Source organism: Streptomyces sp. B93 (assembly GCF_018070565.1).
Lineage (GTDB): Bacteria > Actinomycetota > Actinomycetes > Streptomycetales > Streptomycetaceae > Streptomyces.
Window position 1 is genome coordinate 28243 of sequence record NZ_JAGPXL010000003.1, and the last position, 26347, is coordinate 54589.

The window sequence follows — 26347 nt, forward strand, 5'->3', positions numbered from 1 at the left end:
CGACGGCGTTTGCCGGAACGGCAAAGCCGCTCGGCCCCGCCCGTGGCCCGGCAGCATGATCGGCCGTGAGCAGACCGACGTACCCGGAGGACCCATGCAAGCGCACGTCAAGGATTTCACCCACCGCCTGGTCGCCTCACCAGCGGGCAGGATCCATCTGGTGGAGCAGGGGACCGGCCCGCTGGTGCTCCTGGTGCACGGTTTCCCGGAGTCCTGGTACTCCTGGCGCCACCAGCTGCCCGCGCTTGCCGCGGCCGGGTACCGCGCGGTCGCCGTCGATGTCCGCGGTTACGGCCGCTCCTCGCGCCCCGCTGACCCGGCCGCCTACCGGATGCTGGACCTCGTGGAGGACAACGCGCAGGTCGTTCGCGCCCTGGGTGAGGAGACGGCGGTGATCGTCGGCCATGACTGGGGCGCGACCATCGCCGCGAACTCCGCGCTGCTGCGCCCGGACGTCTTCCGCGCGGTGGGGCTGCTCAGCGTCCCCTACACCCCGCGCGGCGGTCCCCGCCCCAGCGAGATCTTCGCCCGGCTGGGCGGCGAGGAGGAGTTCTACGTCTCCTACTTCCAGCGCCCCGGCCGGGCCGAGGCCGAGATCGAACCCGACGTGCGCGGCTGGCTCGCCGGGTTCTACGCCGCCCTGTCCGCCGACACCATGCCCACGCCGGACGCCGCCGACCCGCACTTCGTCGGCCCCGGCGGGACACTGCGCGACCGCTTCCCCACCGGCCCGCTGCCCGCCTGGCTCGGCGAGGACGACCTCGACGTGTACGCCGGTGAGTTCGAGCGGACCGGTCTGACGGGGGCGCTCAACCGCTACCGCAACATGGACCGCGACTGGGAGGACCTGGCGTCCGTCGACGGCGCCCCGGTCACCCAGCCGTCGCTCTTCGCGGGCGGTCTGCTGGACGCCTCCACCACCTGGCTCAAGGACGCCATCGACGCCTACCCCGTCACGCTCCCCGGTCTGGTCTCCTCCCACCTCCTGGAGGGCTGCGGGCACTGGATCCAGCAGGAGCGCCCGGCCGAGGTCAACCGCATCCTGACCGACTGGCTGGCGGCCCTGCCGGGCTGAGCGGGGCGGGCGGCCCCGCGCCGCCGGAGGGCCGTCGGCGCAAGCGGCTGACGGCCCATCAGTCCCAGGGCGGTGTGTGATTGGCATGGACCTGTTCAGCGGAAGCCGCTAAGCTCCCGGTCCAGCACGGTGAGAGCGCTCTCAAAACGCTGTTGTTCCACCCCCACTCCGGGAACGACGAAGGGCAACCCACCCATGAGACGCATCCCCCTCAGACGCACCATCCGACACTTCGGCCTGGCCACACTGATGGTCGTGGGCAGTTGGACCGCGGCGGGCACCCTGCCAGCGGCGGCCGACGACTCCCCGCCCGCCGGCCTCTCCCCCGGCCTCCTGACCGCGATGGAACGGGACCTCGGGCTCTCCCCGGCCGAGGCCACGACCCGGCTGACGGCCGAGCGCCGCGCCACCGGCCTCGAACCCACGGCACGCCGGGCCGCCGGATCCGCCTACGCCGGTTCGTGGTTCGACGCCGACAGCGGGAAGCTGACCGTCGCCGTCACCCCCGACGCCGGCAAGGAGACGGTCCGCACGCTCCGCGACGCCGGGACGGACGTCCGCACCGTCGAGCACAGCGCCCGGCAGCTGGACGCGGCCAAGGCCCGGGTCGACCGCCTCTCCGCACCCTCGGGCGTCAGCAGCTGGCACGTCGACCCGGCCGCCAACTCCGTGGTCGTGAACGTGGTCGAGGGCGAGCGCGCCGACAACGATGTCCGACGGTTCGTCGCCCGCGCCCGCGAGGCCGGGCCGGTGACCGTGCGGACGGTCGCGGCGGCTCCCCGGACCTTCGCGGCCGGGACGGTCGGCGGCGACCCGTACTACACCGGCAACGTCCGCTGCTCCATCGGCTTCTCGGTGCACGGCGGCTTCGTCACCGCCGGGCACTGCGGCCGCGCGGGCGCCGGGGTGAGCGGCTGGGACCGCACGTACATCGGCACGTTCCAGGGCTCGTCGTTCCCGGGCGACGACTACGCCTGGGTCAGCGTCGGCAGCGGCTGGTGGACCGTGCCGGTCGTCCTCGGCTGGGGCACCGTCCCCGACCAGCTCGTCCGCGGGTCGGCCGAGGCCCCGATCGGCGCCTCGGTGTGCCGCTCCGGCTCCACCACGCGCTGGCACTGCGGGACCGTGCTGGCCAAGAACGAGACGGTCAACTACAGCCAGGGCGCGGTCTACCAGATGACGAAGACCAGCGTCTGCGCCGAGCCCGGTGACTCGGGCGGCTCGTTCATCAGCGGCGACCAGGCCCAGGGGGTCACCTCCGGCGGCTGGGGCAACTGCTCCACCGGAGGCCAGACCTGGCACCAGCCGGTCAACGAGATCCTCAACCGCTACGGGCTGCGCCTGCACACGGCCTGACCGGGCGGCGGTACCGGCGGGCCCGTGGGACCCGCCGGTACCGCACCCGGCGGTAGGGCGTCGCCCTACCGCCGGGTGCGGATGAGCAGATAGAGGAAGTACGGCGTTCCGATGACCGCCGTCATCAGTCCGGCGCCGAGCTGGGCCGGGGCGATGACGGTGCGTCCGACGAGGTCGGCCGTGCCGACCAGGGCCGCACCGAGCAGCAGCGCCACCGGTACGACCCTGACGTGCCGTCGGCCGACCAGGGCGCGGGCCGCGTGCGGGGCGACCAGGCCGACGAAGCCGATGGTGCCCGCGGCGGCCACCGCGGTCGCGCTGAGCAGCACACCGACGACGAGGAAGCCGAACCGCGCACCGGCGGGCCGCAGTCCGAGGAGCGCCGGGGTGTCGTCGTCGAGGGAGACCAGGTCGAGTTCGGTGCGCCGGGCCACCGCCACCGCGACACCGAGCACCAGCGCGGCGGCGACGGGCAGGGTGTCGGCCGTGGTACGGCCGTAGGTGGAGCCGGACAGCCAGGTGAGCGCCTTGGTCGCGTTGAACGGGTCGGTCAGCACGATGACCAGGCTGATGACGGCGGTCGCGGCGGCGGAGACACCGACGCCGACGAGGACCAGCCGGTTCTGCTGGAAGCCGCCCCGGGCGGCGAGCCCGAACACGACGACCGCGCTGACGGCGGCCCCGCCGAGCGCTGCGCCCGCGACCGCCCACGACCCGGCCAGCGGTGCCGTGGTGACCAGCAGGACGGCCCCGAGGGCGGCGCCGCCGGAGACGCCGAGGATGCCGGGTTCGGCGAGCGGGTTGCGGGTGACGGCCTGCACCAGCGTGCCGGACAGGGCCAGCGCCGCGCCCGCGAGCAGGGCGGCGAGGACCCGGGGCACCCGGGTGTCGAGGACGAAGGAGACCGACGGACCGGCCGCGCCCCGCGCCCAGTTGACGACATCGCCGAGCAGCAGCTTGGCGTCGCCCAGCAGCACCCCGCCGAGGGTCACGCCGACCACCACGGCGACGAGCACGGCCGTGGTGGTCAGGAAGACGGCACGGCTCGGGGTGCGCAGTCGGTCCGGTGCGCTCGCCCCGCCGGTGTCACGGGCCCGTACCGCCATCGTGACCAGGAACACCGCGCCGAGCAGGCTGGTGACGACGCCGGTGGGCACGGCGACGGCGGACTCCGCCGTGACCAGCGCGCGCAGCAGGACGTCGGCGCCCAGCACCAGTCCGGCGCCGACCAGCCCGGCGACCGGAATGGTGACCCGGGTGCGGCGGTACGCCGGGAAGCGGCGGGCCAGAGGCCTCACGAGGGCGGGGGCGCACAGGCCGACGAAGCCGATGGGCCCGGCGAGGGTGACGGCCGCAGCCGAGAGCAGCGCGGCGAGGACGACGGCCGTGACGCGGGTGGCGCGCACGGGCACGCCGAGGCCGCGGGCGGTGTCGTCGCCGAGGGCGAGCGCGTCGATCCTGCGGGCCGTCAGCAGCAGCCCGGCCAGGGCGAGGACGGCGAGCGGCGCCATCTGGAGGATGCCGTCGAAGCCGTTCTGGCTGATGCTGCCCTGGTGCCACTGGTAGAGGCCCTCGGTCCGCTCCGGGAAGAGCAGCAGCAGGCCCTCGGTGACGGAGGTCAGTCCGAGCGTCAGCGCGCTGCCCGCGAGGACGAGCCGTACGGTGCCCGCGCCGAGGCCGGACAGGGCGAGGACGACGGCCGCGGCGGCGAGCCCGCCGAGGAACGCGACGCCGGAGGAGGCCAGCAGCGGCAGCGACACACCGGTGGCGGCGAGCATGCCGAGGGCCAGGTAGGAACCGGCGTTGACGGCGAGGGTGTCGGGCGCGGCCAGCACATTGCGGCTGACGGCCTGGAGGACGGCGCCCGCCATGCCGAGCGCGACGCCGATGAGGAGACCGGCGGTCATCCGGGGCAGCCGGGAGGCGATCACCACGGAGGCGTCGGCGGGGTCGGCCCGCCCGGTGAGGGCCCTCCACACTTCGGCCGGGCCGACGGCGGCGGTGCCCTGGGTGATGTCGACGACCGCGAGGGCGGCCACCAGGAGGACGAGCCCGGCCGTCACCGCGGCCGCGCCCGTCCTGGCGGTGCGTTCCTGCGGACGGACGGCGGGGGTCGTTGCGGTGACGGCCATGCCGCTACTTCGTCAGGGCGTCGACGACGGCGTCGACGTACGCCGACATGGACTCGGGGCCGCCGAACATCCAGATGCCGTCGGGCAGCCGGTGCACATTGCCCTTCTTCACGAAGGTGAGCGACTTCCACACGGAGTTGTCGGCGAGTTCCTTGCCGAACGGGTCGCTGGCGCCGTCGCCGTCGCTGCCGATGTAGGCGAACTGGACGTCGCCGAGTTCGGTGAGGCCCTCGACGTCGGTGGCGCCGAGGCCGTAGCTCTCGTCGCCCTCGATCGTCCAGGCGTTCTTCAGCCCGATCGCCTCGTTGACGTCGCCGATGAGGGAGCCGCTGGTGTAGGGGCGGATGGAGACCTGGTTGGACATCACATAGCCGTCGGCGAAGGCGATGTCGGCGCCGTCGAGTCCGGCGTCCGCCAGGGCCTTCCTCCCCTCCTCGACCTTGGTGTCGAAGGCGGCCTTGACCTTGGCCGCCTCCTCGGTGGTGCCGGTGGCCTCGGCTATCAGGTCGAGGTTCTCCTTCATCCGCCCGATCTGGTCGGCGGCGTCGGCGGAGCGGACCTGGAGGACGGGGGCGATCTTCCGCAGCTGCTTGACGGCGGCGGCCGGGAGGTCGGTGGTGGCGACGACGAGGTCGGGGTTGAGCGCGGCGATGGTGTCCATGCTGGGCTCGCCGCGGGTGCCGATGTCCTTGGGGTCGTTGTTCAGCGGGGCTGAGGTGTCCCAGGTGGTGTAGCCCTTGACGTCGGCGACGCCGACCGGGTCCACGCCGAGGCTGACGAGGCTCTCGACGACGTTCCACTCGGTGCCGACGACCTTCTTTGCGGGCCCGTCGAGGGTGACCTCGGCGCCGCCGGCGTCGGTGAGGGTGATGCCTTCGGTGCCCTTGTCGGAGGTGGTGCCGGTGTTCTCGGTGGTGCCGCAGGCGGCGAGGGCGAGGGCGGCGGCGCAGGCGGCGCCGCCGAGGAGGGAGCGTCTCATGAGGTGGTGCTGAGCCTTTCGGTGCGTGCGTGGTGGCGGCCGATGGCGCGGGTGCGCAGCCGGCCGGTGAGCGGGTCGGTGCCGACCTCGATCCGGATGCCGTAGATCTCGGTGAGCCGGTCGGGGGTGAGCACGTCCTCGGGCGGGCCGTCGGCGACCACGCGTCCGGCGTGCAGCAGGGCGATGCGGTCGGCGACGGCGGCCGCCTGGTCGAGGTCGTGCAGGACGACGCCGACGGCGATGCCGTGCTCGTCGGCCAGGTCCCGCATCAGGTCGAGCAGTTCGACCTGGTAGCGCAGGTCGAGGTAGGTGGTGGGCTCGTCGAGCAGGAGGACGCCGGTCTCCTGCGCGAGGCAGCTGGCCAGCCATACGCGCTGGAGCTGGCCGCCGGAGAGGTGGTCGGCGCCGCGTCCGGCGAGGTCCTCGACACCGGTCATGGCCAGGGCGCGCGTCACGGCGGCGGGCCCGTCGGGGTCGGGGCGGCCCCAGCGCCCGCGGTGCGGGTAGCGGCCGAACTCCACTACGTCCCGTACGGTCAGACCGTTCGGCGTGGGGCGTCCCTGGGTCAGCAGGGCGACGTAGCGGGCGAACTGGCGGGCGGTCAGAGCGAGGCCGTCCCTCTCGCCGCCGTCGTCGGCGCCGACGGTGAGCGTGCCGCCGCGCGCCCGCTGGAGGCGGGCCAGGGTGCGCAGCAGTGTCGACTTGCCGCTGCCGTTGGGGCCCACCAGGGCGGTCACCTCGCCGGGCCGGAGCGTGAGCGCCGCGTCGTGGACGACGTCGGCGCCGTCGTAGGCGACGGTCACGTTCCGGGCCGCCAGACGGCGACCGCGTACTTGGGGGGCCGTTCCGGCCGTTTCAGCTGCACTCACACAATGAGGTTAGCCTAACCTAAATTACGACGCGATCAGGGGCCGGGATCGGATGAGACGGTACTAAGGTTAGGCTAACCTGGCCCACATGGCGACAACACGGCCGCTGATGCCGCACGACCCCCAGCTATACCGGGCCGAAGTGGTCCGCTCCGCACGCGTCTCACCCTCCATGCAACGGGTGACCGTCACGGGCCCCGACCTCACCCGCTTCCCCTGGCTCGGCTACGACCACTGGTTCCGGCTGTTCCTGCGGCTGCCCCACCAAAGCGCCCTGCGGCTGCCGGAGTTCGAGGGCACCCGCTGGTGGCAGCCGTACCTCGCCATCCCCGAGGACGAGCGTCCGCACTGCGCCAACTACACGGTCGCCGACTTCCGTGCCGACGCCGCGGAGATGGACATCGACTTCGTCGTCCACCACGGACCGGCCGGCGAGCCTGAAGGCGGCGCGGCCATCTGGGCCTGCCGCGCCCGACCCGGCGACGCCCTCGCCGTGCTCGATCAGGGGCTGCTGTTCGACCGCCCCTCGGACGCCTCCGAGGTCATCGTCGTCGCCGACGAGAGCGGGCTGCCCGCCACCACAGGCATCCTGCGCTCCCTGCCCCGTGACACCGTCGGCCGTCTCATCCAGGAGGTCCCCGACACTGGCGACCGCCGCCCGCTCGACGCGCCCGCCGGACTGACCGTGACCTGGGTGGTCCGCGACGCCACGAGCACCGTCCCCGGCACGGCCGCCCTCGCCGAACTGCGCCGCCACACCACGGTCGACCCGGCCGGATACGCCTACGTCGTCGGGGAGTCGGCGCTCGCCGCCGAGGGCCGCAGACACCTGAACGCCGCTGGTCTGCCCAAGGACCGCATCACCTTCTCCGGCTACTGGAGGCACCAGACGGCGCGGGCGGCCTGAGCGCGACGGACGGTGGTGCGGTGACCTGGGCGACAGTCCCGCCGGGTGTGAACACACGGACGCATGGGCAGTCAATGCCCGTGCGAAACGAACTGGTGTCGGTCGTGTGGGGGATGCCGTGCGCGTGTGCGTGATCGGTGCAGGTCTGTCCGGGCTGGCTGTGGCGCGTGCGCTGAAGGACCGCGGGATCGAGTTCGTCTGTCTGGAGAAGGCCCCCGAGGTCGGCGGGATCTGGCGGCAGCCGGGCGCCGGTGAGCCGGGGCCGGGGTACCGGTCGCTGCACCTCAACACGGCCAAGCAGCTGACGGCCTACCACGACTTCCCGATGCCGGACTCCTACGCCCTCTACCCCCGGCACGACCAGGTCGCCGCCTATCTGCGGTCCTTCGCCGAGTGGGCGGGGGTGCTCGACCGCGTCGAACTGCGCACCGAGGTGGTGTCGGTGCGCGAGCGGGCGGACGGGCGGTGGACGGTCGTCAGCCGGGACGCCGGGGGCGGCATGGCCGCGCGGCGGTTCGACCAGGTGATCGTCGCCTCCGGGCACAACGCGATGCCCTCGATGCCGTCTCCGCTGCCGCCGGGCGCCGACACCTTCGCCGGAACGATTCTCCACTCGCTGGACTACCGCGACGGCAGCGACTTCACCGGGCAGCGCGTCGTCGTCGTGGGGCTCGGCGCCTCCGCCGTGGACATCGCGGCCGACCTCTCCCGGCACGCGGCACGGACCCTGCTGTCGGTCCGCCGGGGGCTGCACATCCTGCCCAAGCAGTTGTTCGGCATGTCCCTCGACGAGATCGCCGAGGCGCCGTGGTGGACCGCGATGCCCTTCGACGAGCAGCGCCGGTTCGTGGAGCAGACCCTGCTGGTGGTCCGGGGCAGGCTCGGCGACTACGGGCTGCCCGAGCCGGACCACCCGGTCTTCTCCTCCGCCGTGACCATCTCCGACGAGATCCTCAGCCGCATCCGGCACGGCACGGTCACCCCGAAGCCGTCGATCGCGTCCTTCGACGGCCACCGGGTCGACTTCACCGACGGCACCTCGGCCGAGGCCGACGCCGTCGTCTACTGCACCGGGTTCCGCATGGACTTCCCCTTCCTGCCCGCCGGTTGCCCGGCCGGGCCGGACGGCGCGGTCCGCCTCTACAAGCGGGCGATCGCCCCGGACCGGCCGGGACTGTCCTTCGTCGGGCTGGTCCGGCCGCTGGGCGCCATCACCCGGCTGGTGGAGGCCCAGGCGCGATGGCTGGCCCGCGTCATCACCGGGGAGACGGCACTGCCGCCCGCCGAGGTGATGCGCCAGGAGATCGACGGCTACCTCGACGGGATCGTACGGCGCTACGGCCGTGCCGAGGGCGCCTCGATCCAGGTCGACGTCGGCCCCTACCTCGGGGAACTGCGGGAGTTGCAGGCCGTGTAGCCGGTCGGCCCCACCGCGAGGTCATGACGGGAGGCTCCCGGCGGCCGGTCCGCCGGGAGCCTCCCGTGTGTCAGCCGCGCGCCGCCGCCAGCGGGGTGACGGCCGAGCCGTTCGGCGGCCGGACGCCGTACGCCTCGCTGGACAGATACGCCGTCACCCGCGGCGGTCCGCCCTCCTGGTGGACGAGGGCCAGGTAGGAGATCAGTCCCACGCCGTCCTCCGGGCGCCGGTCGGTGACGGCGGCCAGGGCCCTGGCCAGGGGCGCCGGGTCCATGCCCTGGCCGAGCAGCACGCGCTGGGCGCGCGCCAGGGCCTCACCGTCGTGCGCGGCGTAGTCCCGGACCGGGATGTGCAGGGTGAATCCGGTCGGGCGGTCCGCCGTGCTGTCGGTCAGCGCGTGGCAGGTGAGCGCGGGGCGCCGGTCCAGGCTCCGCGGGCCGGTGCCCGCCGCCGTACGGAAGAACTCCGTCACGGCCGCCGGGTCCGGGCCGCCGTCCGTCCGGCACAGTCCCGGCGCCCCGGTGGGCGAGAGGTTGTCGTGCCGGAGGTAGACCTTGACCCTGGGGGTCTCCCAGTCGCCGAGGTCCAGGGCGAGGAAGGGGTGGCCGTCCGCCTCCGGCAGGACGTCCGCGGCCCGTCGGTGGCCGAGCCGGCGGAGGGCCTTGCGCACCGTGTCGGCCGCGCGTTTGCGCCCCGACGCGGCCGGGTTCAGGTACACCTTCACCGCGGGCACTCCGCCGGGCCGCAGCTCCAGCGCGATCCACAGGGCCAGGGGGCCCTTGGGCGACTCGGGCAGAAAGAGGTCCGTGAGGTCGTCGAGGCGGTCGGTGGCGAAGTTCCAGCGCTCGGCCATGGCACGGACGGCCTTCAGACCGATACGGCCATTGCGGGCCAGGCTGCCTGCGCCGCAGCCTGGTTCCACGAGCACCCGCAGGGCGGGGGCCGTTCCGGGCCGGAAGGAGAGGGAGAACTCCACCGGTGTGTGGTCGTCGGACAGGAATGTGGGGGTGGGCGGCGGCAGGTCGAGCGGCCGGGCGGCCACCGCTCCCAGCGCCCCGGTCAGGACGTCCGCGTAGGCCTCGGTGTCGGCCCCGGACAGACCGGCGACCTCGCCGAGCCGTTGCAGCTGTCCCGCGGTGAGGGCGCCGAGGGTGGCTATGCCGGGCTCCTCCCGGAGACGGCCCCGCGGGGCGGTCACCGGGCCGCCCGCTGCGGGTCCACCGGCGCAAAAAGATACCCGCCTGGTGGGGCGGGTACCGGGGTGCGGTCCAACGGGCCGGGATGTGGTCTGCCGCGACGATAAGCGACATCGACAGCTATGTGACGCATCACGCCTCCTCTGCCTCGTAAGCGTTCGGATGCCGCGATGCTCACTACCCGTGCAGTTGAACATTCATGCGATAAGCGAAAGTTGGTGCGATGTGGACTGCGTCACCCCTTGATCCAGTTGAGGAAGTTGCTCCACAGTCCGCCGCGCTCGGGCCTGGCGGCCGCCGGGGCGGGAGTCTGCGCGACGGCCGGGGCATCCACGCGGGGCTGCGGGGCCGGCTGCCGCAGCGGGCGGATGGGGGTGTAGCGCGCGGGCAGGGTGGCCAGGGCCCGGTTGAAGGGTCCCGGACGCCAGGTCAGGCTGTCCTCGGGGACGGCGAGTTCGATGTCCGGGAGGTGGTTGAGCAGGTTCTCGATGGCCGTCACCGTGATCTGCCGGGCCGGTTCCTTCGACGGGCAGGCGTGCGGGCCCGCGCTCCACGCCAGGTGGGCGCGGTTGCTCCCGGCCTTGCGGGCGGCCGTCAGCGCCGGGCCGGTGTTGGCGGCGGCGAAGCCGACCAGCACCAGGTCGCCCGCCTGGAGCCGCTGACCGGCGAACTCCATGTCCGTGGCCGGGTAGTGCGGCGCGTAGTTGGACATGGGAGGGTTCTCCCACAGCGTGTCGTCGATGGCCTCCTCGATCAGTCCGCCCTCGCGGGCGTACCGGTCATGGGTGAGGAGCCGGTGCAGGGTGTTGCCGATCAGGTTGCGCAGCGGTTCGGCGCCCGCGCCCAGCAGCAGCGCCAGCTGGTGGACCATCTCCTCGTCGGTGAGGGCCGCCTGGTGCTGCATCAGCCAGGAGGTGACGTCCTCGCCCGGCCGGGACCGCTTGATCGCGACCAGCTCGCCGACGGCCTGGAAGAGCACCCCGACCGCTTTCTCGGCGTTGACCCCGTCGAACATGCCGGAGATGCCGAAGAGGACCCGGTCGCCGATGTCGGCGGGGCAGCCGAACAGTTCGTTGAAGACGAACAGCGGCAGCTGCTTGGCGTAGTCGCCGAGCAGGTCCGCCGAACCCCGGGTGCCGAACTGGGAGATGAGGTAGTCGGAGACCTGCTCGGTGGAACGGGCCAGCCGCCTGCTGTCGACGCGGGCGAAACTGTCGGTCACCGCCTGCCGCAGCCTGATGTGCTCGGCACCGTCGGCGAACATGCAGTTGGGCCGGTACGCCAGCAGCGGGGCGACCGGGCTGTCCGGGCTGATCTTGCCCTCGTTGAAGGCCCGCCAGCGACGCGCGTCCTTGCGGAACGAGGCGGAGTCCTGGAGCAGTTGCAGCGCGGCGGCGTAGTCGGTGACCAGGGTGGCCTCGACTCCCGGGGAGAGTTCCACGGGGGCGGCGGGGCCGTAGTGGCGCAGGAACTCGTAGTACGCCTGCGGGTCGGCCGCGAACTCCGGCCCGTACAGCGGCACACGACCGCCGGAGCCGTGGGCCGGGCACCCCGGCGGGGGAACCGGGGTGGTGGGGTGAGCGTCCATATGTGCTCTCAGCTTCCTAGTGGGCACGGTCCAGCAAATAGCGGACGAGGGTGGTCAGCGCGGCGGCCGACGACTTCTCGTCGCGGGCGTCGCAGGTGACGACGGGGGTGTCGTCGAGCAGGTCCAGCGCCTCCCGCAGGGCCGCCTCGGTGCGGTCGGGTGACCCGTCGAAGTGGTTGACGGCGATGGCGTAGTCGAGGCCGTACTGCTCGATGAGGTCGATCACGGCGAAGGAGTCCGCCAGCCGCTCGGGATCGACCAGCACCAGCGCGCCGAGCGCGCCGCGTGCCATGTCCTCCCACATCTGCACGAACCGCAGCTGCCCGGGGGTGCCGAACAGGTACAGCACGACCCGGTCGCTGATGGTGAGGCGGCCGAAGTCCATGGCGACCGTGGTGGTGGTCTTGCCGTGCACGCCCTTGAGGTCGTCGACGGACTCGGCGGCCCGGGTCATCGTCTCCTCGGTGGACAGCGGCTCGATCTCGGAGATCGAGCCGATGAACGTGGTCTTGCCCACCGCGAAGTGCCCGACGACCAGGATCTTCACCGCCGTCTGCTCGGCCCCGCCACGCACGTAGTCCCGCTCACCCAAACTTGGCGCGGAGCCCATTGAGCACCTCCTCCAGGATCTGCCGCTCGGCGAGCGCCGCCCGCGCCACCGGCGGGCGGGTGATGAGGTATCCGCCCTCCGCGAGCGAGGCGAGGAGGATCCTCACCACGCCCAGGGGAAGCCGGGTGTGCCCGGCGACCTCGGCGACCGAGAGGTAGCCGGCCGAGCAGATGTCCAGCAGGCTCTGCTCCTCGGGGGACAGCCTGGTCGGCCGCTGGGTGTTGTCCTCCGCGGCGGTGACCAGGGTGATGAGGGAGAGCTGTTCCTCCTGGGGCAGACCGCGCCCCTTGGTGATGACGTACGGACGCACTAATTCGACGCCCTCGGGCTCCCACTCCTGCTGCCCCGTCATGACCGGGCGCCGAGGTTCTCGCGCGGCGGCGTGGTCAGCTCCTTGCCCAGCCGTCCCACCAACTGCTGCATCCGGAAGGTGATGTCGGCCATGTCGACGTCCGGCGTGGCGGAGACCCCGAGGTAGGCGCCCTCACCGGCGGAGATCAGGAAGACCCAGCCGCCGTCGAACTCGACCAGCGTCTGCCGCCACCGCTGGCCGGGGTCCTCACAGAAGAACCCCAGGGACCGGCTGAGCGACTGCACCCCGCTCATCGCGGCGGCGACGCGGTCGGCGTCGTCCTTGTCGAAGTCCTTCGTACGGGCCATCAGCAGACCGTCGGCGGATATCAGAACCGCGTGCAGGGCGCCGGGAATCTCCAGGGCGCTGTCGAGCATCCACGACAGATCGTTCACGAGATCTCATGTCCTTCGCTGCTTGCTTCACGTGTGCGGCTCGTCTGGTCCCCCGTGTCGCGCTGTGCCGCCCGCCCGGAGCGCGTGCCCCGCTGGAAAGCCCCCATGATCGCCGCGGTCTCGGCGCCGGAGCGGGCGGCCGAGCCGGAGTCCTCGGCGCTGGTGCCCGGCACGATGGCCATCGGCCGCTTGCGGCGCCGCCGCGGCAGCCCGTCGGAGGTCGAGCCGGTGGTCAGCGCGGACTCGGGTCCCCCGCCGTGGGCGGCGGCCGGGTTCGGGACCGGTGCCTTCTTCTCGGGCATACCGGTGAGCAGATCGTGCGGCAGCAGGACGACGGCGCGTACACCTCCGTAGGGGGAGGTGGAGTCCACGGCCACCTCGAAGCCGAACCGTTCGGCGAGCACTCCGATGACCGCGAAGCCGAACTGCGGTGGGTTGCCCAGCTCCGAGACGCCGGAGGCGCGTTCGCTGGAGAGCAGCTTCTGGGCGCGCACCCGCTCCTCGTCGCTCATGCCGACACCGGCGTCGTCGACGACGATGACGATGCCCTTGGGCACCGGCCGGATGTTGATCTCGACGACGGTGTCCGGGCTGGAGTAGCTGGTGGCGTTGTCGAGCAGCTCCGCGAGGGCCAGGGCGACGGGTTCGACGGCCCGGCTGGTGATGCCGAAGTCGGCCTGCGAGAGGATCTCGACCCGGCGGAAGTGCCGGATCCGGCCCTGGGCGCTGCGGACCACGTCGTAGACCGAGGCCACGTCGCGCCGGCCGCCGAGCCAGCCGTCGCAGAGCACGGCGATGGACTGGGCACGCCGTCCGAACTGCGAGTTGGTGTGGTCGATCTCCAGCAGGTCCTCGAGCATGGCGGAGTCGCCGTACTTGGTCTGGAGCCGGGTCAGGACGAGCTGCTGTTCGGCGGCGAGACCCTGAAGCGTCCGCATCGCGGACTTCAGCACGGTCTTCGTCGCGTCCTCGGCCTGTTCCTGGGCCGCGCGGACCGACTTTGCGTAATCGTTCTCCAGCTCCGTGTAGTGAGCCTTGAGGCCCTGGATCTCCTGTCGCAGATTCCGTGCCGCCCTGCGCTGGCGGACAACGAGTGCGACGGCGACAACGATGACAGCGAGCAGTGCCAAAAGCACCGCTATCACTATGTATTCCGTCATAAGACTCTCTTCAGGCGACTGACGGCCCGCTTGCCGAGTTCCTGTCATGTGCGAACGGGCCGGCGGACCGCCCGCACCGGGGTTGCCGCCCGGGCTGTCCCTGAAGTCGGAAGATGCCGTCGTTGCACCCGTCCGCCCGCTCCGCAAACGCGGTGATCGTATCACCGGACAAACACATGAATGGACGTCAACAACAGTGCCTCCGGCGGTCCTTGAACCGATGAACGGACCGGACGGAACGCCCGCCTCCGGCCACACCGGAACCCCACTGACCGAAGTCCGCCTTCCAGTTGTGAAAAGTCCCGGAACTACCGATTCACCCGGAACTTTCACCCTGTCCCGAGACGTCTTCCGGACAGTGGCGCCGAGTCCGCGCCACGTTCACGGGGAGAACCGGGGGATTCGTATGAGTGACCGCCGATTTGCCGCACGGGAGCTACGCGTCCGGGCGGCCGAAGCGGAATTCCAGCGCCACTTACCGGTACAGGCGGCGAACGGGGAGGAGTCCGACTACGCGCCGCTGCCGTTCATCGCCAGCTACTCCAAGGGACTGCCGCACAACGCCCAGGGCGAGGTGGACCCGGCGGCCTACAACCTGCTGCGCCGCGCCCTGCACACGGGCCGGGCCGAGGACTTCGAGCGGATCCCGCTGGGCGGACCGCGCAAACTGGTCAACCCGCAGGCCGGGCTCGCCTTCGACACCCAGGGCCCGGACCCGCAGGCGCTGACCGTGCCGCCCGCCCCGCGCATCGACAGCGCCCGGGGCTCGGCCGAGGCCGTCGAGCTGTACTGGATGGCCCTCTGCCGCGACGTGCCCTTCACCGACTTCGCCGTCAGCCAGGACATCGCCGACGCGGCGGCCGAGCTGACCACCATGCCCGCGCTCGGCGGACCCACCCTCGGCGGTGAGGTCACCCCGGGCACGGTCTTCCGCGGGAGCACCCCGGGCGACCTCGCCGGTCCGTACGTCTCCCAGTTCCTGCTGAAGGACATCCCGTACGGCACCCTGCTGATCCAGCAGCGCCAGGACACCCTGGTCCGCCCGGTCGACCACCTCACCACCTGGGACGACTGGCTGGAGGTGCAGAACGGCGACACCACCGTCCCCGACCGGCGCGACCCCACCACCCGGCGGTACCTCCAGACGCCGCGCGACCTCGCCCACTACGTCCACTTCGACGCGCTGTACGAGGCCTACCTCAACGCCGCGCTGATCCTGCTCGGCCTGGACGCCCCGGTGGACGCGGGCAACCCCTACCGCTACTCCCACAACCAGGAGGGCTTCGGCACCTACGGCGGACCGCACGTGCTGTCCCTGGTGACCGAGGTGGCCACCCGCGCGCTCAAGGCCGTCTGGTTCCAGAAGTGGTACGTCCACCGGCGGCTGCGCCCGGAGGAGTTCGGCGGCCGGGTCCACCAGCACCTCAGCAACGCCCGCGACTACCCGATCGACTCCGGCGTCCTCGGCTCCACCGCCGTCGACCGGGTCGTCAAGAAGTACGGCACCTATCTGCTGCCGCAGGCCTTCCCCGAGGGCAGCCCCACCCACCCGGCCTACGGCGCCGGGCACGCCACCGTGGCGGGCGCCTGTGTGACGGTGCTCAAGGCCTGGTTCGAGGAGGGCCATGTGCTGGCCGACCCGGTCGTGCCCACCAAGGACGGCAAGGGGCTGAAGGCGTACACCGGCCCGGACGCCGGACGGCTGACGGTCGGCGGCGAACTCAACAAGACCGCCGCCAACATCGCCATCGGCCGCAACATGGGCGGAGTGCACTGGCGCTCCGACTACAGCGCCTCGGTCCGGCTCGGCGAGGAGATCGCGATCGGTCTGCTGCGGGAGGCGAAGGAGACGACCCTGGAGGACGCCTGCTTCAGCCTCACCCGCTTCGACAGCACCACGATCACGGTCTGACCCACCGGGTCGGCCACCGGGCGCACGGCGGCCCCGGCGGTTCTCCGCCGGGGCCGCGTGTCAGCGGCCCTCGTCCATCAGTCCGGCGGCGAGTGTCGCTCCCAGCTCCCAGCAGGCCTCCACATCGTCCTTGCGCGGCTCGCCGGTGACGGTCACGGCCTCCGCCGCACGCCGCCAGCCGAGGCCCGTGGTGATCGACTCGATGGCGCGGACGGCGCCCGTGACGTCGTTCCCGCCGTGCACGTAGTAGCCGAACGGCCTGCCGCGCGTGCTGTCCAGACACGGGTAGTACACCTGGTCGAAGAAGTGCTTGAGGGCGCCGGAGACATAGCCCAGGTTCGCCGGGGTGCCCAGCAGGTACCCGTCGGCGTCGAGCACATCGGACGCCGTGGCGGCCAGCGCGGCCCGCCGTACGACCCGCACCCCCTCGATGTCCGGGTCCGTCGCCCCCGAGACGACGGCTTCGAAGAGCGTCTGGCAGTTCGGGGAGGGCGTGTGATGCACGATCAGCAAGGTGGCCACGCAACGCACCCTGCCGTCCCGCCGCCACCGGCCGCAAGCCGCCCACGCCGTGACAGAGCTGTGGCACGGCGGGAGCACAACGAAACCCCGCCATCACGGGTCGTAGGACATACAAGACCCAGAAACCCGCACGAACGTCACAGGGGGCTCATCATGAACATCCGCACCAGAGGTGCCCGGCTCGCCGTCACCGCGGTCGCCGCCGGGGCCGCCGTCGTCGTGGCCACCGCACCGGCCACCGCCTCCGCTCCCCGCTTCCTGAAGCCGGGCGAGCTGCCGCCGCACCCCACCTCGCCCTGGTACGCCGGTCCGGTCACCGCCGGACAGCCGGACCCGCTGCCGATCTGCGTGGGCGAGGCCCTGCCGTCCGTCTCCGTGCACCGCGCCTACTGGACCGAGCTGGACACCAACGCCCTCCAGGTCACCGTGGTCGAGCGGGACGCCCGGCGCGCCAAGGAGTTCGCGGCGCTGCTGCGCAAGGACCTCGCGAGCTGCGCGAGGAAGCTGATGCGGCAGTACCCCGAGCTGACGGCGGAGAAGAAGTACTACGGACGGCTGAAGGCCGAGGAGGGCGCCCATGTCTACGGCATCCACACCGAGACCTCCTGGGGCGCCTCCGACATCGCCCTGTTCTCGGTCGGCCGGGACGGCAGGACGGTGACCGTCGTCAAGTGGTCGCAGATGGGCGCCTTCCGGGACGCCCCGGTCGCCGACTTCAAGGCCACCACGGTCAGGGCCGTCAACAAGCTGTACTGAACCGGGGGCGCCCGTCGTCATACCTGCGCCTCACCCAGGTGGCGCCGCCTCCGAGGGGGCCCTAGTAATGGGCAGGGTAAGCACCAGTGCCGCCTTCGGGAGGGGCAGGGGGCGGCCGTACCACTCCCCCTGGAGCGCAGCATGACGACGCCCTCTTCACCCCGCCCTGCCGACCCGGCCGTCCTGGCGCCCGCCGAGACGGGCCCCGTCGAGCCGGTGCCCACGGAGCCGGTGCCCACCACGGAACCGGTCCCGGCCGCCGAGCCGCCGCCCCGTCCCGCCCAGGCGCCCACCGTGGGCGAGGCCCCGGCGGTTCCGGCGAGGCCGGTGGCGCCGCCGACGCTGGACCCGCCGCCCGAGGAGGAGGCGGACGTCCAGGCCGACGCGATCGGCGAGTTGGTGCACGCGGCCGTCAGCGACCGCCCGCTGGAGGAGGTCGTACGGCTGGTCACCCTGCTGGAGGAGTCGCCCGAGTACGGGCGGTCCGTCGTCGACGTGCTGCGGGCCGTCGCGGTGGACCGTCCCGTGGACGACGTGGCCCGCCTCATCACCGAACTCACCCGCCCGCCCCGCGACCCCGGCAGCGCGGACGTCGCGATCCGTACGGCGATCGAGAACCGCACGGTCGAGGAGGTGTCGCGGCTGATGGAGCTGCTGCACCGGACGCCCGTGCAGCCGCACTGCGGACAGGAGGCCGTCCGCGCGGCCGCCACCGGCCGCCCCGTCGAGGAACTCGTGCAGCTGATAGGACGCCTGGCGCAGGAGCGGCACGGCGTCACCCCCACACTGGAGGCCGGCCCCGGGTTCCCGGCCGCCGTTCCCGATGAGGCGCCCCCGGTCACCGCGGGGCTCCGTCCGGTGGAGGTGCGGCGCGAGCGCCACGCCGAACGGTCCGGGCGGCCGGCCTTCTGGCCGAGCTGGCTCGCCGCCGCGGCGCTGGTGGTGTGCGGTGCGGCGCACTTCCCGCTGCACCGGGACGGAGTGCCCCTGCGGGTCTACGCGGCGACGCTGGCGATGGCGGGACTCTGTGTGGTCCTGGCCGTCGTGGTGGCCTGCCGCGCCACCGCTCCGGTGCTGCTCGCGGGCGTCCTGGTGCCCGCCGTGCCCGCGGCGGCGGTGATCTTCGAGGACTGGCTCCGGGCACCCCAGCTCTCCCAGGCCCTGGGCATCATGGTCGCCCCGCCCTGGAGCGCGGGCCTGACCGCCGTATGCGCCTCACTGGCCTCGCTGGCCGCCCTGCTCCTGCTGCTGATGGTGCAGCTGGCCGAGCGCCATCCGGCGGTGGCACGGCGCGGCACGCCCTGAGCACCGGGCCATAAGCGGGTCGCCGACTGCCCATAAGATCGCCTTATGAGTCCATAGATCGAACCCGCGTACCGACTTAGGCTTGCCTTAGCTTAGGCTTCCCGTTCGAGTCGTCTGTCATCGCTCGAAGGGAACCTGATCATGCCCCGCCCCCTGCGGGTAGCCATCGTCGGAGCCGGCCCCGCCGGGATCTACGCCGCCGACGCCCTGCTCAAGTCCGAGGTGGCCGCCGACCCCGGTGTGTCCATCGACCTCTTCGAGCGGATGCCGGCGCCGTTCGGCCTCATCCGTTACGGCGTCGCACCCGACCACCCCCGGATCAAGGGCATCATCACCGCCCTGCACCAGGTCCTCGACAAGCCGCAGATCCGCCTCTTCGGCAACGTCGACTACCCGACCGACATCAGCCTGGACGACCTGCGCTCGTTCTACGACGCCGTGATCTTCTCCACCGGCGCGACGGCCGACCGCCACCTGCCGATCCCGGGCATCGACCTCGACGGCTCCTACGGCGCCGCCGACTTCGTCTCCTGGTACGACGGCCACCCGGACGTCCCGCGCACCTGGCCGCTGGAGGCGGAGAAGGTCGCCGTGCTGGGCGTCGGCAACGTCGCCCTGGACGTCGCCCGCATCCTCGCCAAGACCGCCGACGAGCTGCTGCCGACCGAGATCCCGCCGAACGTCCACGAGGGCCTGAAAGCCAACAAGGCCCTCGAGGTGCACGTCTTCGGCCGCCGTGGCCCGGCGCAGGCCAAGTTCAGCCCGATGGAGCTGCGGGAGCTGGACCACTCCCCCAACATCGAGGTCATCGTCGACCCCGAGGACATCGACTACGACGCGGGCTCGATCCAGACCCGGCGCGGCAACAAGCAGGCCGACATGGTCGCCAAGACCCTGGAGAACTGGGCGATCCGCGATGCCGGCGACCGTCCGCACAAGCTCTACCTGCACTTCTTCGAGTCGCCCAGCGAGATCCTCGGCGAGGACGGCAAGGTCGTCGGGCTGCGCACCGAGCGCACCGAGCTGGACGGCACCGGCAACGTCAAGGGCACCGGCGAGTTCAAGGACTGGGACGTCACCGCCGTCTACCGCGCGGTCGGCTACCTCTCCGACAAGCTGCCCAAGCTGCCCTGGGACATCGACTCGGGCACGGTTCCCGACGAGGGCGGCCGGGTCATCGAGGAGAGCGGCGCGCACCTGACGTCGGTGTACGTCACCGGCTGGATCCGGCGCGGCCCGGTCGGTCTGATCGGTCACACCAAGGGCGACGCCAACGAGACCGTGTCCAACCTCCTGGACGACTTCGCCCACGGACGGCTGCACGAGCCGTCGGCGCCCGCGCCCGAGGCGGTCGACGCCTTCCTCGCCGAGCGCGAGGTCCGCTTCACCACCTGGGAGGGCTGGTACAAGCTGGACGCCGCGGAGAAGGCGCTCGGCGAGCCGCAGGGCCGTGAGCGCGTGAAGATCGTGGAGCGCGAGGACATGCTCCGGGAGAGCGGGGCGTAGCAGCCAGGGAGAAGCGTCCGGTGCGGACCCCCGGCGAGGGGGCCGCACCGGACGCTTTCCGGTGCCGCGGTCAGACCTCCAGGTCGGCCTCGATCTTGCGCAGCTGGTGGCGGGCCATCGCCAGGTTGGCGCGGCCGGAGTCGAGCACGAGGTAGAGGAACAGGCCCTTACCGCCGCGTCCCTTGAGCAGGCGGATCAGGTGGTACTGGCTGTTGAGGGTGATGAGGATGTCCTCGATCTCCTCCTTCAGGCCCAGGTGTTCCATCGTGCGCAGCTTGGACCGTACGACGTCGGTGTTCCCGGCGGCGGCGACGTCCAGGTCGAAGGTCTTGCTGCCGCCGAGGGTGCCGAGGGCCATGCCGCTCGTGTAGTCGACGAGCGCGGCGGCGCTCGCCCCCTCGATGGAGCTGAGGCATTCCTTGAGCGAGGTTTCCAGGTTGGCCATGGAGTGGTGTCCTTTCGAGCGGTGGTGATGGTCGGGCCGGTGCCCCGGTGAGGGGGGCCCTGCGGCCGGGAGATGAGGTCGGGGGCGGGGCTCAGCCGCCGGTCTCGGGCTGCGGCCGGGCCCGGCTCCGGGACTGGGGCCGCTGGGGGGCGCGGACGGGGAGGGTGCCGATCGGGCGCCCCGGCTCGTCGACGGCGGCGGTGGTGTGCCGGGCGTCGTCGGACGGGCCGATGCGGGCGGCGACGAGTTCGCCGATCCGGGCGCCGCTGCGACGGCCCTCCAGATGCAGCCGTCCCACGTTGACCCGGTCGTCGGCGAGCAGGGTGAGCACCGCGGAGGGGCCTGCCGTATAGGTGGCGACGTAGCCGTCGGCGCCGCGCAGGAGCAGTTCGCGGAAGGCGCCGCGGGCCGTGGCGTCGGCCACCCGCTGGGCCACCCCGAGGGCCGCCGCGGTGAGCGCCGCCAGGCCCTCCGGTTCGGTGCCCGGGGTGTCCTGGGCCAGGACGAGGCCGTCGACGCTGGCGGCCAGCGAGCCCGTCAGCTGGGGCAGGCGGGAGCGCAGGCGGCGCAGTTCGTCCAGGACGTCGGCCTCGACGGCCATGAGCAGTCTCCTTTCGGCACGCTGTCGTCGCGCGCGGATCACAGGGCCTCCAAGGCGTCTCGAAGCCGTCGCAGCAGCGCCGTGTCGGGGTCGTCCACCGGTGGCGGGAGCCGGTCGGCCGGAGGCGCCTGGGGGGCGGCCCGCCGGGGCACCGGGGTGACGAGTCCGTCCGCGGCCAGCCGGCGCAGCTCCACGAGGGTGTGGAAGGTGCGGCAGCCGAGGGCCGAGGCGATCTGGGCCGCCGTACGCTCACCGTCGATCTCCGCGAGGATCCGTCGCCGGCGCCCGGGCAGGGTGCGGGCGCGGGCCCGGCCGCCGGTGACCCGGGCGAGCGGGGCGCCGTCGACGTCCGGGCGGGGCCAGATCCGGTCGAGCAGGGCACGGCGGCGGGCGCACTCGCGGACCAGGACGTCCACGGGTACGGGGCGGACGGCGCCGATCCAGTGCGCGGCGCCCGGACGGAACCGGGGTTCCGGCCCCTCGGGCCCGAGGACGAAGTAGGCGGCGTCGAACAGGGCGCCGAGGTGGCACAGTTCCAGCGCTCCGGCGGCGAGCCGTCCGCTGTCGACGAGGTGGCGGCCGACGCCGCGGCGGGCGCCCGCCCGGTCCAGGGCGTCCTGCCAGCCGTCGGGGTCGACGGCGGCGCTGCGGGTGAGTAAGGCGCCGAGGTCGGGCGCGGCGGGCGACTCGGCGTGCACGACGCGGCCCTCGGCGAGGTAGACGGTGCCGGTGGCCCCGATCAGGACGCCGGTGGCGTGCCGTTCGGCGAGGGCTCCCAGGGAGGCCGCTGCGGTGGTCCGGGGGGCGAGGGCGGTGGTCATCCGAGCACCAGCCGCTGGGCGAGTTCGGCGAGCCGGATCCGGGCGAGAGCGAGGTTGCCCTCGGCGCGGCCGAGCCAGAGGTGCAGGGCGACGCTGCTGTCGAACGGGGTGACGACGAACCGTATGACGTGGTAGTCGTCCGGTGTGGTGATGATCACGTCCTGGACGGGTGGTTCCTTGCCGGGTTCGGCGGCGTCGCCCGCGGTGGCCCGCCGGAAGGCACCGCTCTCCGCGGCGAGCCGGGCCAGCTCGGCGGTCTCCGCGGCGGCAACCTCCCCATCGCCGCCCGGCGCCTCGCCGACGGCTCCGAGAGCGAGCCCGCTGATCCAGTCGACGACCGAGGCGCCCCGGGCACCCGGCAGTCGCATGGCGTCCAGCAGACTTTCGTCGATTCCGGGCACGCTGGATTCCCTCCCCCTGGTACGGCCGTACGGCGAACGCGAGAACGACGACGCTACGGACGGTCGGACCTACGGGGAGCGCTTCGGCACTTTCGTTCGGAATATGCCAGGACCTGTCCCTTTCTGATCGCCGCGGGGTCGTGGCAGGTCGTCGCGGGATCGAGCACCGTACGGACAGCGGCTCCCGGCGCACGGGACCCGCCGCGCGGTCCGCGTGCCCCCTGGTGATCTCGGCCGCCCCGAGCGGCGATACTGGCTGACAGCCGACACCCCCGTTCCCAGCTGGAGCCATGCCGAGTCCCGCCGCCACCCCGCCCCCGACTGCCCCCACCCTGTGGCTGGCCCGCGGCCGTCACACCGGCGCCGACGGACCCGACGCCGTCCGCCGCGCCCTGCGGCACCACAGGGACTCGGGGACCATCGACGGCCACCTGGAGCCGCCCGGCGCCGACCCGGACGGGGCGCACGTCTTCGAGGCCCGCTGGCGGGTCTCCGGGGACGTGACCGTGCGCGCCCGGCTGTCGGTGCACGACCGGGAGTGGGTGCTGGCGGCCGAGGCGGAGCGGGCCTGGGACCCGCGCTGGCCCTCACCGGCGACCGTGTTCTGGCCGGATGACGCCGACGCGGGCTGGGACCACGAGTCCGGCACGGGGCTGCGCCTGCGGGACATCAATCCCCTGCCCTCCGACGAGAAGGACCTGCGCCGACTGCTGCGGGGCGCGAGCCGCGCCACCTGGACGGTGCACGTCGTCGTCCACGAGGCGATGACCCCGGACGAGCGGGGCCGCCGTCCGCTGGCCGCCGTGCTGCCGCCGGGCCTCGCGCACCGGGTGGTCGAGCACCGCGCGGCGCCCCATCAGCTCCGCCCGGTGAACTGGGCGCTGCGGGAGTCCGGTGTCCAGGTCCCGCGCGGTGGTGCCGTAGTACTCCCGGGCGACCCCGCCCCGACCGGTTGGACCGCCGAGGACTACGCCGTACGTACGGTCTTCCTGGACGGCTCCGAACCCACCGAACTGATCGACGCCGTCACGCGCTTCGCCGCCCTGCCGAGGCCGCTGCCCGAGGGCGCCGAGGCCGCGGTCACCGCGCTGCGCGAGGACTGGCACCTGCTCACGCTGGAGGAGGAGCTGGCCCGCGAGCGGCGGCTGGTGGCCATGTACGCCGAGGCGCTGGAGGCGATGACCAAGTCCCGGGACCTGTACCGGGAGGCCGCCGAACGGGCCCATGAGGCGCTCGCCGCCTACCGCGACGGTTCCGCGCCCGCCCCGGAGCAGCCGCGGCCCGACGCCCAGCCCTCCTCCCCGCTCCAGCAGCTGACCCGCACCTTCGAGCGGCTCAGGGGCGGGCCCAAGGGGCAGCGTGCCACGCCCGGCACCGACGACGGGGCGGCGCCCAAGTAGCCCCGTGGACGGGGGACATACACCCGTTCGGGTGGGTGGCCGTATTCCGTCGGCCATACCAGGGCCGTATCCGGGAATCCACAAAGACGGGGCCCGCGTCGAGCGGACACCGGACTGAGGAGGGCCCGTGGATTCGACCACCGTAGTGCTCGTCGTCGTCGCTCTGGTCCTCGCGACGCTTCTGCTCGTGGCCGCCGTGGCCCTCCTGGTACGCCTGGTGCGGGCGCGGCGCGTACTGCGGCGGGCCGGGCTGCCGACCGGACCGCGCTGGGTGTTCTGGGGCGCGGTCCTGTACTTCCTGCTGCCCACCGATCTGCTGCCCGATCCGGTCTATCTGGACGATGTCGGCGTACTGCTCCTGGCCCTGCGCACCCTGCGCGCCCCGCTCACCGGGCGTCCCACGGACGCCGTCTGAACGCTCAGGGCACGGGGGGCGTCACCCCGTGTGAGCGCCGCGCACCAACCGCACGTCCCCTTAGTGCTCCATGTCACAAACAGTCAACCGACAAGGGGGGCTCCACCGTCTCAGGTTGCAGATGGCCCAACTCGCCCATGACTACGGAGAGTAGGGAAACCATTCACTCGTTCGATTCGTATAAGTCCATGGAAAGCCTGGAGATCCAGCGGGCCAAGCGACGACACGGCATGCCGTCGCCTTGACCGGGGGAGCACCGAAGAGGGAGAGACGATGCAACCGTTCGCGCTCAACTACGCACGCCCGGCGGCGGACTTGGACGTGACCACTCCGTACGCCTACGACCCCGGACTTCAGTTGAACGTGCTCATGGACGGCCGTATCGCCGCCAGCGACCACGCCCTGCTCAGGGAGCTGGGCACCACCACGTCCACCGCCGGTTCGAAGACGCACTTCGACGACTGACCACGGACAGTCGACGATGACCGTACTGATCCTGACCTCCGAGGAGGATGTGACGGCGGACATGGTGGTCGTCCACCTGAACGCGTCCGGCGTCCCGGTGGTCCGGCTCGACCCCGCCGATCTCACCGGCGGGGTGGCCCTCTCGGGCGAGTACGTGCACGGCTCGTTCCGCGGTCACCTCTGGTCCGCGGGCCGTCTGTTGACCATGGACGGCCTGCGGTCGGTCTGGGTGCGCAGACCGGGGACCCCGGCCACCCGCGTCGCCCAGCCCTCGCCGTGGCTGACGGAGGAGTCCGCCCAGGCGCTGTACGGCATGCTGCGCAGCTCCGGGGCACGCTGGATGAACCATCCCGACGCCGCCCGCCGGGCCCGTCACAAGCCCTGGCAGCTCCGCCTCGCCCAGCACAGCGGGCTGCCCGTCCCGGCCACCCTGATCACCACCTTCCCGGGAGCCGCCCGCGAGTTCGCCGAACGCTTCCCCGACCTGGTGGTCAAGCCGGTCTCGGGCGCCCACCCGCAGGAGCCGCCCCGGGCGGTGCCGACCAGCCGGGTGGCGCCGGACACGGACTTCGCCGCGGTGGCCTACGGCCCCACACTGCTGCAACGGCGGATCGCCAAGCGGGCCGACATCCGGCTCACCGTGGTCGGTGAGCGGCTGCTGGCCGCCCGCAAGGACGCGACCGCGGACACCGACCCCGAGGAGGTGGACGTCCGCTTCGACCGGTCCCCCACGCCCTGGCGCCCGGCCGAGGTGCCGCACCGCATCGCCGACTCCGTGCGCGCCTACCTGCGGGAGGCCGAACTGGCGTACGGCGCTTTCGACTTCGTCGAGGACCGCGACGGGCTCTGGTGGTTCCTGGAGTGCAACCAGTCCGGGCAGTTCGGCTTCGTGGAGGTGGAGACCGGTCAGCCCATCGCCGCCGCCATCGCCGAGTGGCTGTCCCGCCCGCCCGGGGACCGGCCGCCGCGGGCCGAGGACATGAACAGCACGGCGCGCTGAGCGCACGGCCACCCCGGCGGGCTCAGTGCGGGCGCGGGCCGGGCAGCATCCCCTGGCGCTGCCAGCCCGCGCCCGGGGCGGCAGCCCGCTCCGCGCCGGGCGGTGTGCCCGGGCCGCGCAGCGGGCGCATGACCAGCTCCAGTTCCCTGCCGACGCGTTCGGCCTCGCTGCGTACGTGGGCGGGAACGTCTCCGCGTTCCGCCACGAGTCGGTCGTAGATCGGGGAATCCTGGAACACCCGGCAACGCGCCTTTCAGTCGGAGGCCCATGAACATGGGCATGACTGCCGAGTGTAGGCGACCGGACACACCTCGGTGCGGATGGCGTCAAACCGCCGGAGCCGCCCCGGAGCACACCCGTCTCCGCGCGCGCCCCTCACACCGGCGCACGGGTCTCACACCGCGAGCGAGAGATCGCCCTCCCCGTCCGATTCCTTCTCCTTGTGCCGCGCCTCCTCGAGCAGCAGGGCGTCCGCGGCGGCGATCGCCTCCCGGATGCCCCTGGTGCCCGTCATCACACACAGCGTGTAGCTCACGTCCTCCAACTCCCGCGCCACCGCGGGCACCGCATGCTCTGCCTGCGCGATCCGCAGCGATGCGTATCGGGTCAGCAGTTCCCTGACGACCTTCGGGTCCGGAATGATCACGGCGCGCCCCTCTCTCGATCTTCGGCTGGCGTGTGCCCGGGGAGCACCGGAACATTCCTGCCCTCCGGCCCTTTCCTCCCAAGTGACCTAATACCGTGGGTCATTCGCCCGAGAAG

General features: G+C 72.6%; 28 protein-coding genes. 12 read left to right on the forward strand and 16 right to left on the reverse strand.

The annotated features are described in order from the left end of the window. The first annotated feature begins 94 nt into the window (after nucleotides 1-94). Both KBY47_RS03865 and KBY47_RS03870 read left to right on the forward strand, forming a co-directional pair. Nucleotides 95-1075, forward strand: coding sequence for an alpha/beta fold hydrolase (locus tag KBY47_RS03865; protein WP_210919448.1), 981 nt, complete (start codon nucleotides 95-97; stop codon nucleotides 1073-1075). Nucleotides 1076-1270: 195 nt separating this feature from the next. Next, a complete protein-coding gene (locus KBY47_RS03870; RefSeq protein WP_210919449.1) occupies nucleotides 1271-2431 on the forward strand; it encodes a S1 family peptidase in 1161 nt (386 codons plus the stop codon). A gap of 65 nt (nucleotides 2432-2496) precedes the next feature. On the opposite strand, the gene KBY47_RS03875 is transcribed toward KBY47_RS03870, so the two are convergent. From KBY47_RS03875 to KBY47_RS03885, 3 genes are read right to left on the reverse strand one after another with little or no spacing between them, the layout of a single operon-like run. Then, nucleotides 2497-4563, reverse strand: coding sequence for an iron ABC transporter permease (locus KBY47_RS03875; RefSeq protein ID WP_210919450.1), 2067 nt, complete (start codon nucleotides 4561-4563; stop codon nucleotides 2497-2499). Nucleotides 4564-4567: 4 nt separating this feature from the next. After that, entirely contained in the window at nucleotides 4568-5542 is a 975-nt protein-coding gene (locus tag KBY47_RS03880; protein ID WP_210919451.1) for an iron-siderophore ABC transporter substrate-binding protein, read from the reverse strand. Then, the gene (locus KBY47_RS03885; protein ID WP_308405047.1) at nucleotides 5539-6345 is read right to left on the reverse strand and encodes an ABC transporter ATP-binding protein; all 807 of its coding nucleotides are present in this window, start codon (nucleotides 6343-6345) and stop codon (nucleotides 5539-5541) included. Before KBY47_RS03885 ends, KBY47_RS03880 begins: the two co-directional genes overlap by 4 nt. 154 nt (nucleotides 6346-6499) lie before the next feature. Here KBY47_RS03885 and KBY47_RS03890 point away from each other — a divergent pair, with 154 nt between their 5' ends. Both KBY47_RS03890 and KBY47_RS03895 read left to right on the forward strand, forming a co-directional pair. Next, nucleotides 6500-7318 carry a siderophore-interacting protein gene (locus tag KBY47_RS03890; protein ID WP_210919453.1) on the forward strand — a complete coding sequence of 273 codons (819 nt, stop codon included), beginning with the start codon at nucleotides 6500-6502 and terminating at the stop codon, nucleotides 7316-7318. Between the two features lie 118 nt (nucleotides 7319-7436). Beyond that, nucleotides 7437-8735, forward strand: coding sequence for an NAD(P)/FAD-dependent oxidoreductase (locus KBY47_RS03895; RefSeq protein WP_210919454.1), 1299 nt, complete (start codon nucleotides 7437-7439; stop codon nucleotides 8733-8735). A 70-nt stretch (nucleotides 8736-8805) separates the two neighbouring features. Here KBY47_RS03895 and KBY47_RS03900 read toward each other — a convergent pair whose 3' ends face one another. The 6 genes from KBY47_RS03900 to KBY47_RS03925 form a co-directional block, all read right to left on the reverse strand. Further along, entirely contained in the window at nucleotides 8806-9933 is a 1128-nt protein-coding gene (locus KBY47_RS03900; RefSeq protein WP_308405032.1) for a tryptophan dimethylallyltransferase family protein, read from the reverse strand. A gap of 233 nt (nucleotides 9934-10166) precedes the next feature. After that, nucleotides 10167-11519, reverse strand: a complete 1353-nt coding sequence (locus tag KBY47_RS03905) for a cytochrome P450 (protein ID WP_210919456.1) — start codon at nucleotides 11517-11519, stop codon at nucleotides 10167-10169. Nucleotides 11520-11535: 16 nt separating this feature from the next. Continuing rightward, nucleotides 11536-12129: an ATP/GTP-binding protein gene (locus KBY47_RS03910; protein WP_210919457.1), complete on the reverse strand. Its 594-nt coding sequence runs from the start codon at nucleotides 12127-12129 to the stop codon at nucleotides 11536-11538. Next, nucleotides 12104-12481 (reverse strand): DUF742 domain-containing protein, encoded by a 378-nt coding sequence (locus tag KBY47_RS03915; RefSeq protein WP_210919458.1) that lies wholly within the window; start codon nucleotides 12479-12481, stop codon nucleotides 12104-12106. Before KBY47_RS03915 ends, KBY47_RS03910 begins: the two co-directional genes overlap by 26 nt. Beyond that, nucleotides 12478-12858, reverse strand: a complete 381-nt coding sequence (locus KBY47_RS03920; RefSeq protein WP_210919690.1) for a roadblock/LC7 domain-containing protein — start codon at nucleotides 12856-12858, stop codon at nucleotides 12478-12480. Before KBY47_RS03920 ends, KBY47_RS03915 begins: the two co-directional genes overlap by 4 nt. Nucleotides 12859-12872: 14 nt before the next feature. Next, a complete protein-coding gene (locus KBY47_RS03925; RefSeq protein ID WP_210919459.1) occupies nucleotides 12873-14036 on the reverse strand; it encodes a sensor histidine kinase in 1164 nt (387 codons plus the stop codon). A 406-nt stretch (nucleotides 14037-14442) separates the two neighbouring features. Between KBY47_RS03925 and KBY47_RS03930 the strand changes: the two genes are divergently transcribed. Next, nucleotides 14443-15948 (forward strand): vanadium-dependent haloperoxidase, encoded by a 1506-nt coding sequence (locus tag KBY47_RS03930; protein WP_247694204.1) that lies wholly within the window; start codon nucleotides 14443-14445, stop codon nucleotides 15946-15948. A 60-nt stretch (nucleotides 15949-16008) separates the two neighbouring features. On the opposite strand, the gene KBY47_RS03935 is transcribed toward KBY47_RS03930, so the two are convergent. Next, nucleotides 16009-16470 (reverse strand): NAD(P)H-dependent oxidoreductase, encoded by a 462-nt coding sequence (locus KBY47_RS03935; protein WP_210919460.1) that lies wholly within the window; start codon nucleotides 16468-16470, stop codon nucleotides 16009-16011. A 153-nt stretch (nucleotides 16471-16623) separates the two neighbouring features. On the opposite strand from KBY47_RS03935, the gene KBY47_RS03940 reads away from it, so the two are divergent. From KBY47_RS03940 to KBY47_RS03950, 3 genes are all read left to right on the forward strand, one after another. Next, the gene (locus KBY47_RS03940) at nucleotides 16624-17226 is read left to right on the forward strand and encodes a hypothetical protein (protein WP_210919461.1); all 603 of its coding nucleotides are present in this window, start codon (nucleotides 16624-16626) and stop codon (nucleotides 17224-17226) included. Nucleotides 17227-17367: 141 nt separating this feature from the next. Further along, nucleotides 17368-18531, forward strand: a complete 1164-nt coding sequence (locus tag KBY47_RS03945; protein ID WP_210919462.1) for a hypothetical protein — start codon at nucleotides 17368-17370, stop codon at nucleotides 18529-18531. A 141-nt stretch (nucleotides 18532-18672) separates the two neighbouring features. Next, nucleotides 18673-20037: an FAD-dependent oxidoreductase gene (locus KBY47_RS03950; RefSeq protein ID WP_210919463.1), complete on the forward strand. Its 1365-nt coding sequence runs from the start codon at nucleotides 18673-18675 to the stop codon at nucleotides 20035-20037. A gap of 70 nt (nucleotides 20038-20107) precedes the next feature. Here the strand turns inward: KBY47_RS03950 and KBY47_RS03955 are convergent, their stop codons facing one another. The 4 genes from KBY47_RS03955 to KBY47_RS03970 form a co-directional block, all read right to left on the reverse strand. After that, entirely contained in the window at nucleotides 20108-20482 is a 375-nt protein-coding gene (locus KBY47_RS03955; protein WP_210919464.1) for a hypothetical protein, read from the reverse strand. A gap of 91 nt (nucleotides 20483-20573) precedes the next feature. Next, on the reverse strand, nucleotides 20574-21083 hold the full coding sequence (locus KBY47_RS03960; protein ID WP_210919465.1) for a roadblock/LC7 domain-containing protein: 510 nt from the start codon (nucleotides 21081-21083) through the stop codon (nucleotides 20574-20576). A gap of 38 nt (nucleotides 21084-21121) precedes the next feature. Further along, the gene (locus tag KBY47_RS03965; protein WP_210919466.1) at nucleotides 21122-21904 is read right to left on the reverse strand and encodes a hypothetical protein; all 783 of its coding nucleotides are present in this window, start codon (nucleotides 21902-21904) and stop codon (nucleotides 21122-21124) included. Continuing rightward, the gene (locus tag KBY47_RS03970) at nucleotides 21901-22305 is read right to left on the reverse strand and encodes a hypothetical protein (protein WP_210919467.1); all 405 of its coding nucleotides are present in this window, start codon (nucleotides 22303-22305) and stop codon (nucleotides 21901-21903) included. The genes KBY47_RS03965 and KBY47_RS03970 overlap by 4 nt, the downstream gene beginning before the upstream one ends. 290 nt (nucleotides 22306-22595) lie before the next feature. On the opposite strand from KBY47_RS03970, the gene KBY47_RS03975 reads away from it, so the two are divergent. The 4 genes from KBY47_RS03975 to tgmB all read left to right on the forward strand — a co-directional run bounded on the left by KBY47_RS03975 (nucleotide 22596) and on the right by tgmB (nucleotide 25585). Continuing rightward, nucleotides 22596-23705, forward strand: a complete 1110-nt coding sequence (locus tag KBY47_RS03975) for a hypothetical protein (protein WP_210919468.1) — start codon at nucleotides 22596-22598, stop codon at nucleotides 23703-23705. Nucleotides 23706-23832: 127 nt separating this feature from the next. Further along, the gene (locus KBY47_RS03980) at nucleotides 23833-24120 is read left to right on the forward strand and encodes a DUF1232 domain-containing protein (RefSeq protein ID WP_210919469.1); all 288 of its coding nucleotides are present in this window, start codon (nucleotides 23833-23835) and stop codon (nucleotides 24118-24120) included. Nucleotides 24121-24393: 273 nt separating this feature from the next. Then, nucleotides 24394-24585 carry a putative ATP-grasp-modified RiPP gene (gene tgmA / locus KBY47_RS03985; RefSeq protein WP_210919470.1) on the forward strand — a complete coding sequence of 64 codons (192 nt, stop codon included), beginning with the start codon at nucleotides 24394-24396 and terminating at the stop codon, nucleotides 24583-24585. Nucleotides 24586-24601: 16 nt separating this feature from the next. Further along, nucleotides 24602-25585 carry an ATP-grasp ribosomal peptide maturase gene (gene tgmB / locus KBY47_RS03990; RefSeq protein WP_210919471.1) on the forward strand — a complete coding sequence of 328 codons (984 nt, stop codon included), beginning with the start codon at nucleotides 24602-24604 and terminating at the stop codon, nucleotides 25583-25585. 22 nt (nucleotides 25586-25607) lie between these two features. Here tgmB and KBY47_RS03995 read toward each other — a convergent pair whose 3' ends face one another. Further along, a complete protein-coding gene (locus tag KBY47_RS03995) occupies nucleotides 25608-25823 on the reverse strand; it encodes a hypothetical protein (RefSeq protein WP_210919472.1) in 216 nt (71 codons plus the stop codon). Between the two features lie 156 nt (nucleotides 25824-25979). Continuing rightward, nucleotides 25980-26231: a DUF5133 domain-containing protein gene (locus KBY47_RS04000; RefSeq protein WP_210919473.1), complete on the reverse strand. Its 252-nt coding sequence runs from the start codon at nucleotides 26229-26231 to the stop codon at nucleotides 25980-25982. Between the last annotated feature and the right edge of the window lie 116 nt (nucleotides 26232-26347).

What these genes read in the sequence shown, in the direction of transcription:
- KBY47_RS03865 (WP_210919448.1), top strand. Translation starts at nt 95, where the DNA reads ATGCAAGCGCACGTCAAGGATTTCACCCACCGCCTGGTCGCCTCACCA.
- KBY47_RS03870 (WP_210919449.1), top strand. Translation starts at nt 1,271, where the DNA reads ATGAGACGCATCCCCCTCAGACGCACCATCCGACACTTCGGCCTGGCC.
- KBY47_RS03875 (WP_210919450.1), bottom strand. Translation starts at nt 4,563, where the DNA reads ATGGCCGTCACCGCAACGACCCCCGCCGTCCGTCCGCAGGAACGCACC.
- KBY47_RS03880 (WP_210919451.1), bottom strand. Translation starts at nt 5,542, where the DNA reads ATGAGACGCTCCCTCCTCGGCGGCGCCGCCTGCGCCGCCGCCCTCGCC.
- KBY47_RS03890 (WP_210919453.1), top strand. Translation starts at nt 6,500, where the DNA reads ATGGCGACAACACGGCCGCTGATGCCGCACGACCCCCAGCTATACCGG.
- KBY47_RS03905 (WP_210919456.1), bottom strand. Translation starts at nt 11,519, where the DNA reads ATGGACGCTCACCCCACCACCCCGGTTCCCCCGCCGGGGTGCCCGGCC.
- KBY47_RS03910 (WP_210919457.1), bottom strand. Translation starts at nt 12,129, where the DNA reads ATGGGCTCCGCGCCAAGTTTGGGTGAGCGGGACTACGTGCGTGGCGGG.
- KBY47_RS03915 (WP_210919458.1), bottom strand. Translation starts at nt 12,481, where the DNA reads ATGACGGGGCAGCAGGAGTGGGAGCCCGAGGGCGTCGAATTAGTGCGT.
- KBY47_RS03920 (WP_210919690.1), bottom strand. Translation starts at nt 12,858, where the DNA reads ATGCTCGACAGCGCCCTGGAGATTCCCGGCGCCCTGCACGCGGTTCTG.
- KBY47_RS03925 (WP_210919459.1), bottom strand. Translation starts at nt 14,036, where the DNA reads ATGACGGAATACATAGTGATAGCGGTGCTTTTGGCACTGCTCGCTGTC.
- KBY47_RS03930 (WP_247694204.1), top strand. Translation starts at nt 14,443, where the DNA reads ATGAGTGACCGCCGATTTGCCGCACGGGAGCTACGCGTCCGGGCGGCC.
- KBY47_RS03940 (WP_210919461.1), top strand. Translation starts at nt 16,624, where the DNA reads ATGAACATCCGCACCAGAGGTGCCCGGCTCGCCGTCACCGCGGTCGCC.
- KBY47_RS03945 (WP_210919462.1), top strand. Translation starts at nt 17,368, where the DNA reads ATGACGACGCCCTCTTCACCCCGCCCTGCCGACCCGGCCGTCCTGGCG.
- KBY47_RS03950 (WP_210919463.1), top strand. Translation starts at nt 18,673, where the DNA reads ATGCCCCGCCCCCTGCGGGTAGCCATCGTCGGAGCCGGCCCCGCCGGG.
- KBY47_RS03955 (WP_210919464.1), bottom strand. Translation starts at nt 20,482, where the DNA reads ATGGCCAACCTGGAAACCTCGCTCAAGGAATGCCTCAGCTCCATCGAG.
- KBY47_RS03960 (WP_210919465.1), bottom strand. Translation starts at nt 21,083, where the DNA reads ATGGCCGTCGAGGCCGACGTCCTGGACGAACTGCGCCGCCTGCGCTCC.
- KBY47_RS03965 (WP_210919466.1), bottom strand. Translation starts at nt 21,904, where the DNA reads ATGACCACCGCCCTCGCCCCCCGGACCACCGCAGCGGCCTCCCTGGGA.
- KBY47_RS03975 (WP_210919468.1), top strand. Translation starts at nt 22,596, where the DNA reads ATGCCGAGTCCCGCCGCCACCCCGCCCCCGACTGCCCCCACCCTGTGG.
- tgmA (WP_210919470.1), top strand. Translation starts at nt 24,394, where the DNA reads ATGCAACCGTTCGCGCTCAACTACGCACGCCCGGCGGCGGACTTGGAC.
- tgmB (WP_210919471.1), top strand. Translation starts at nt 24,602, where the DNA reads ATGACCGTACTGATCCTGACCTCCGAGGAGGATGTGACGGCGGACATG.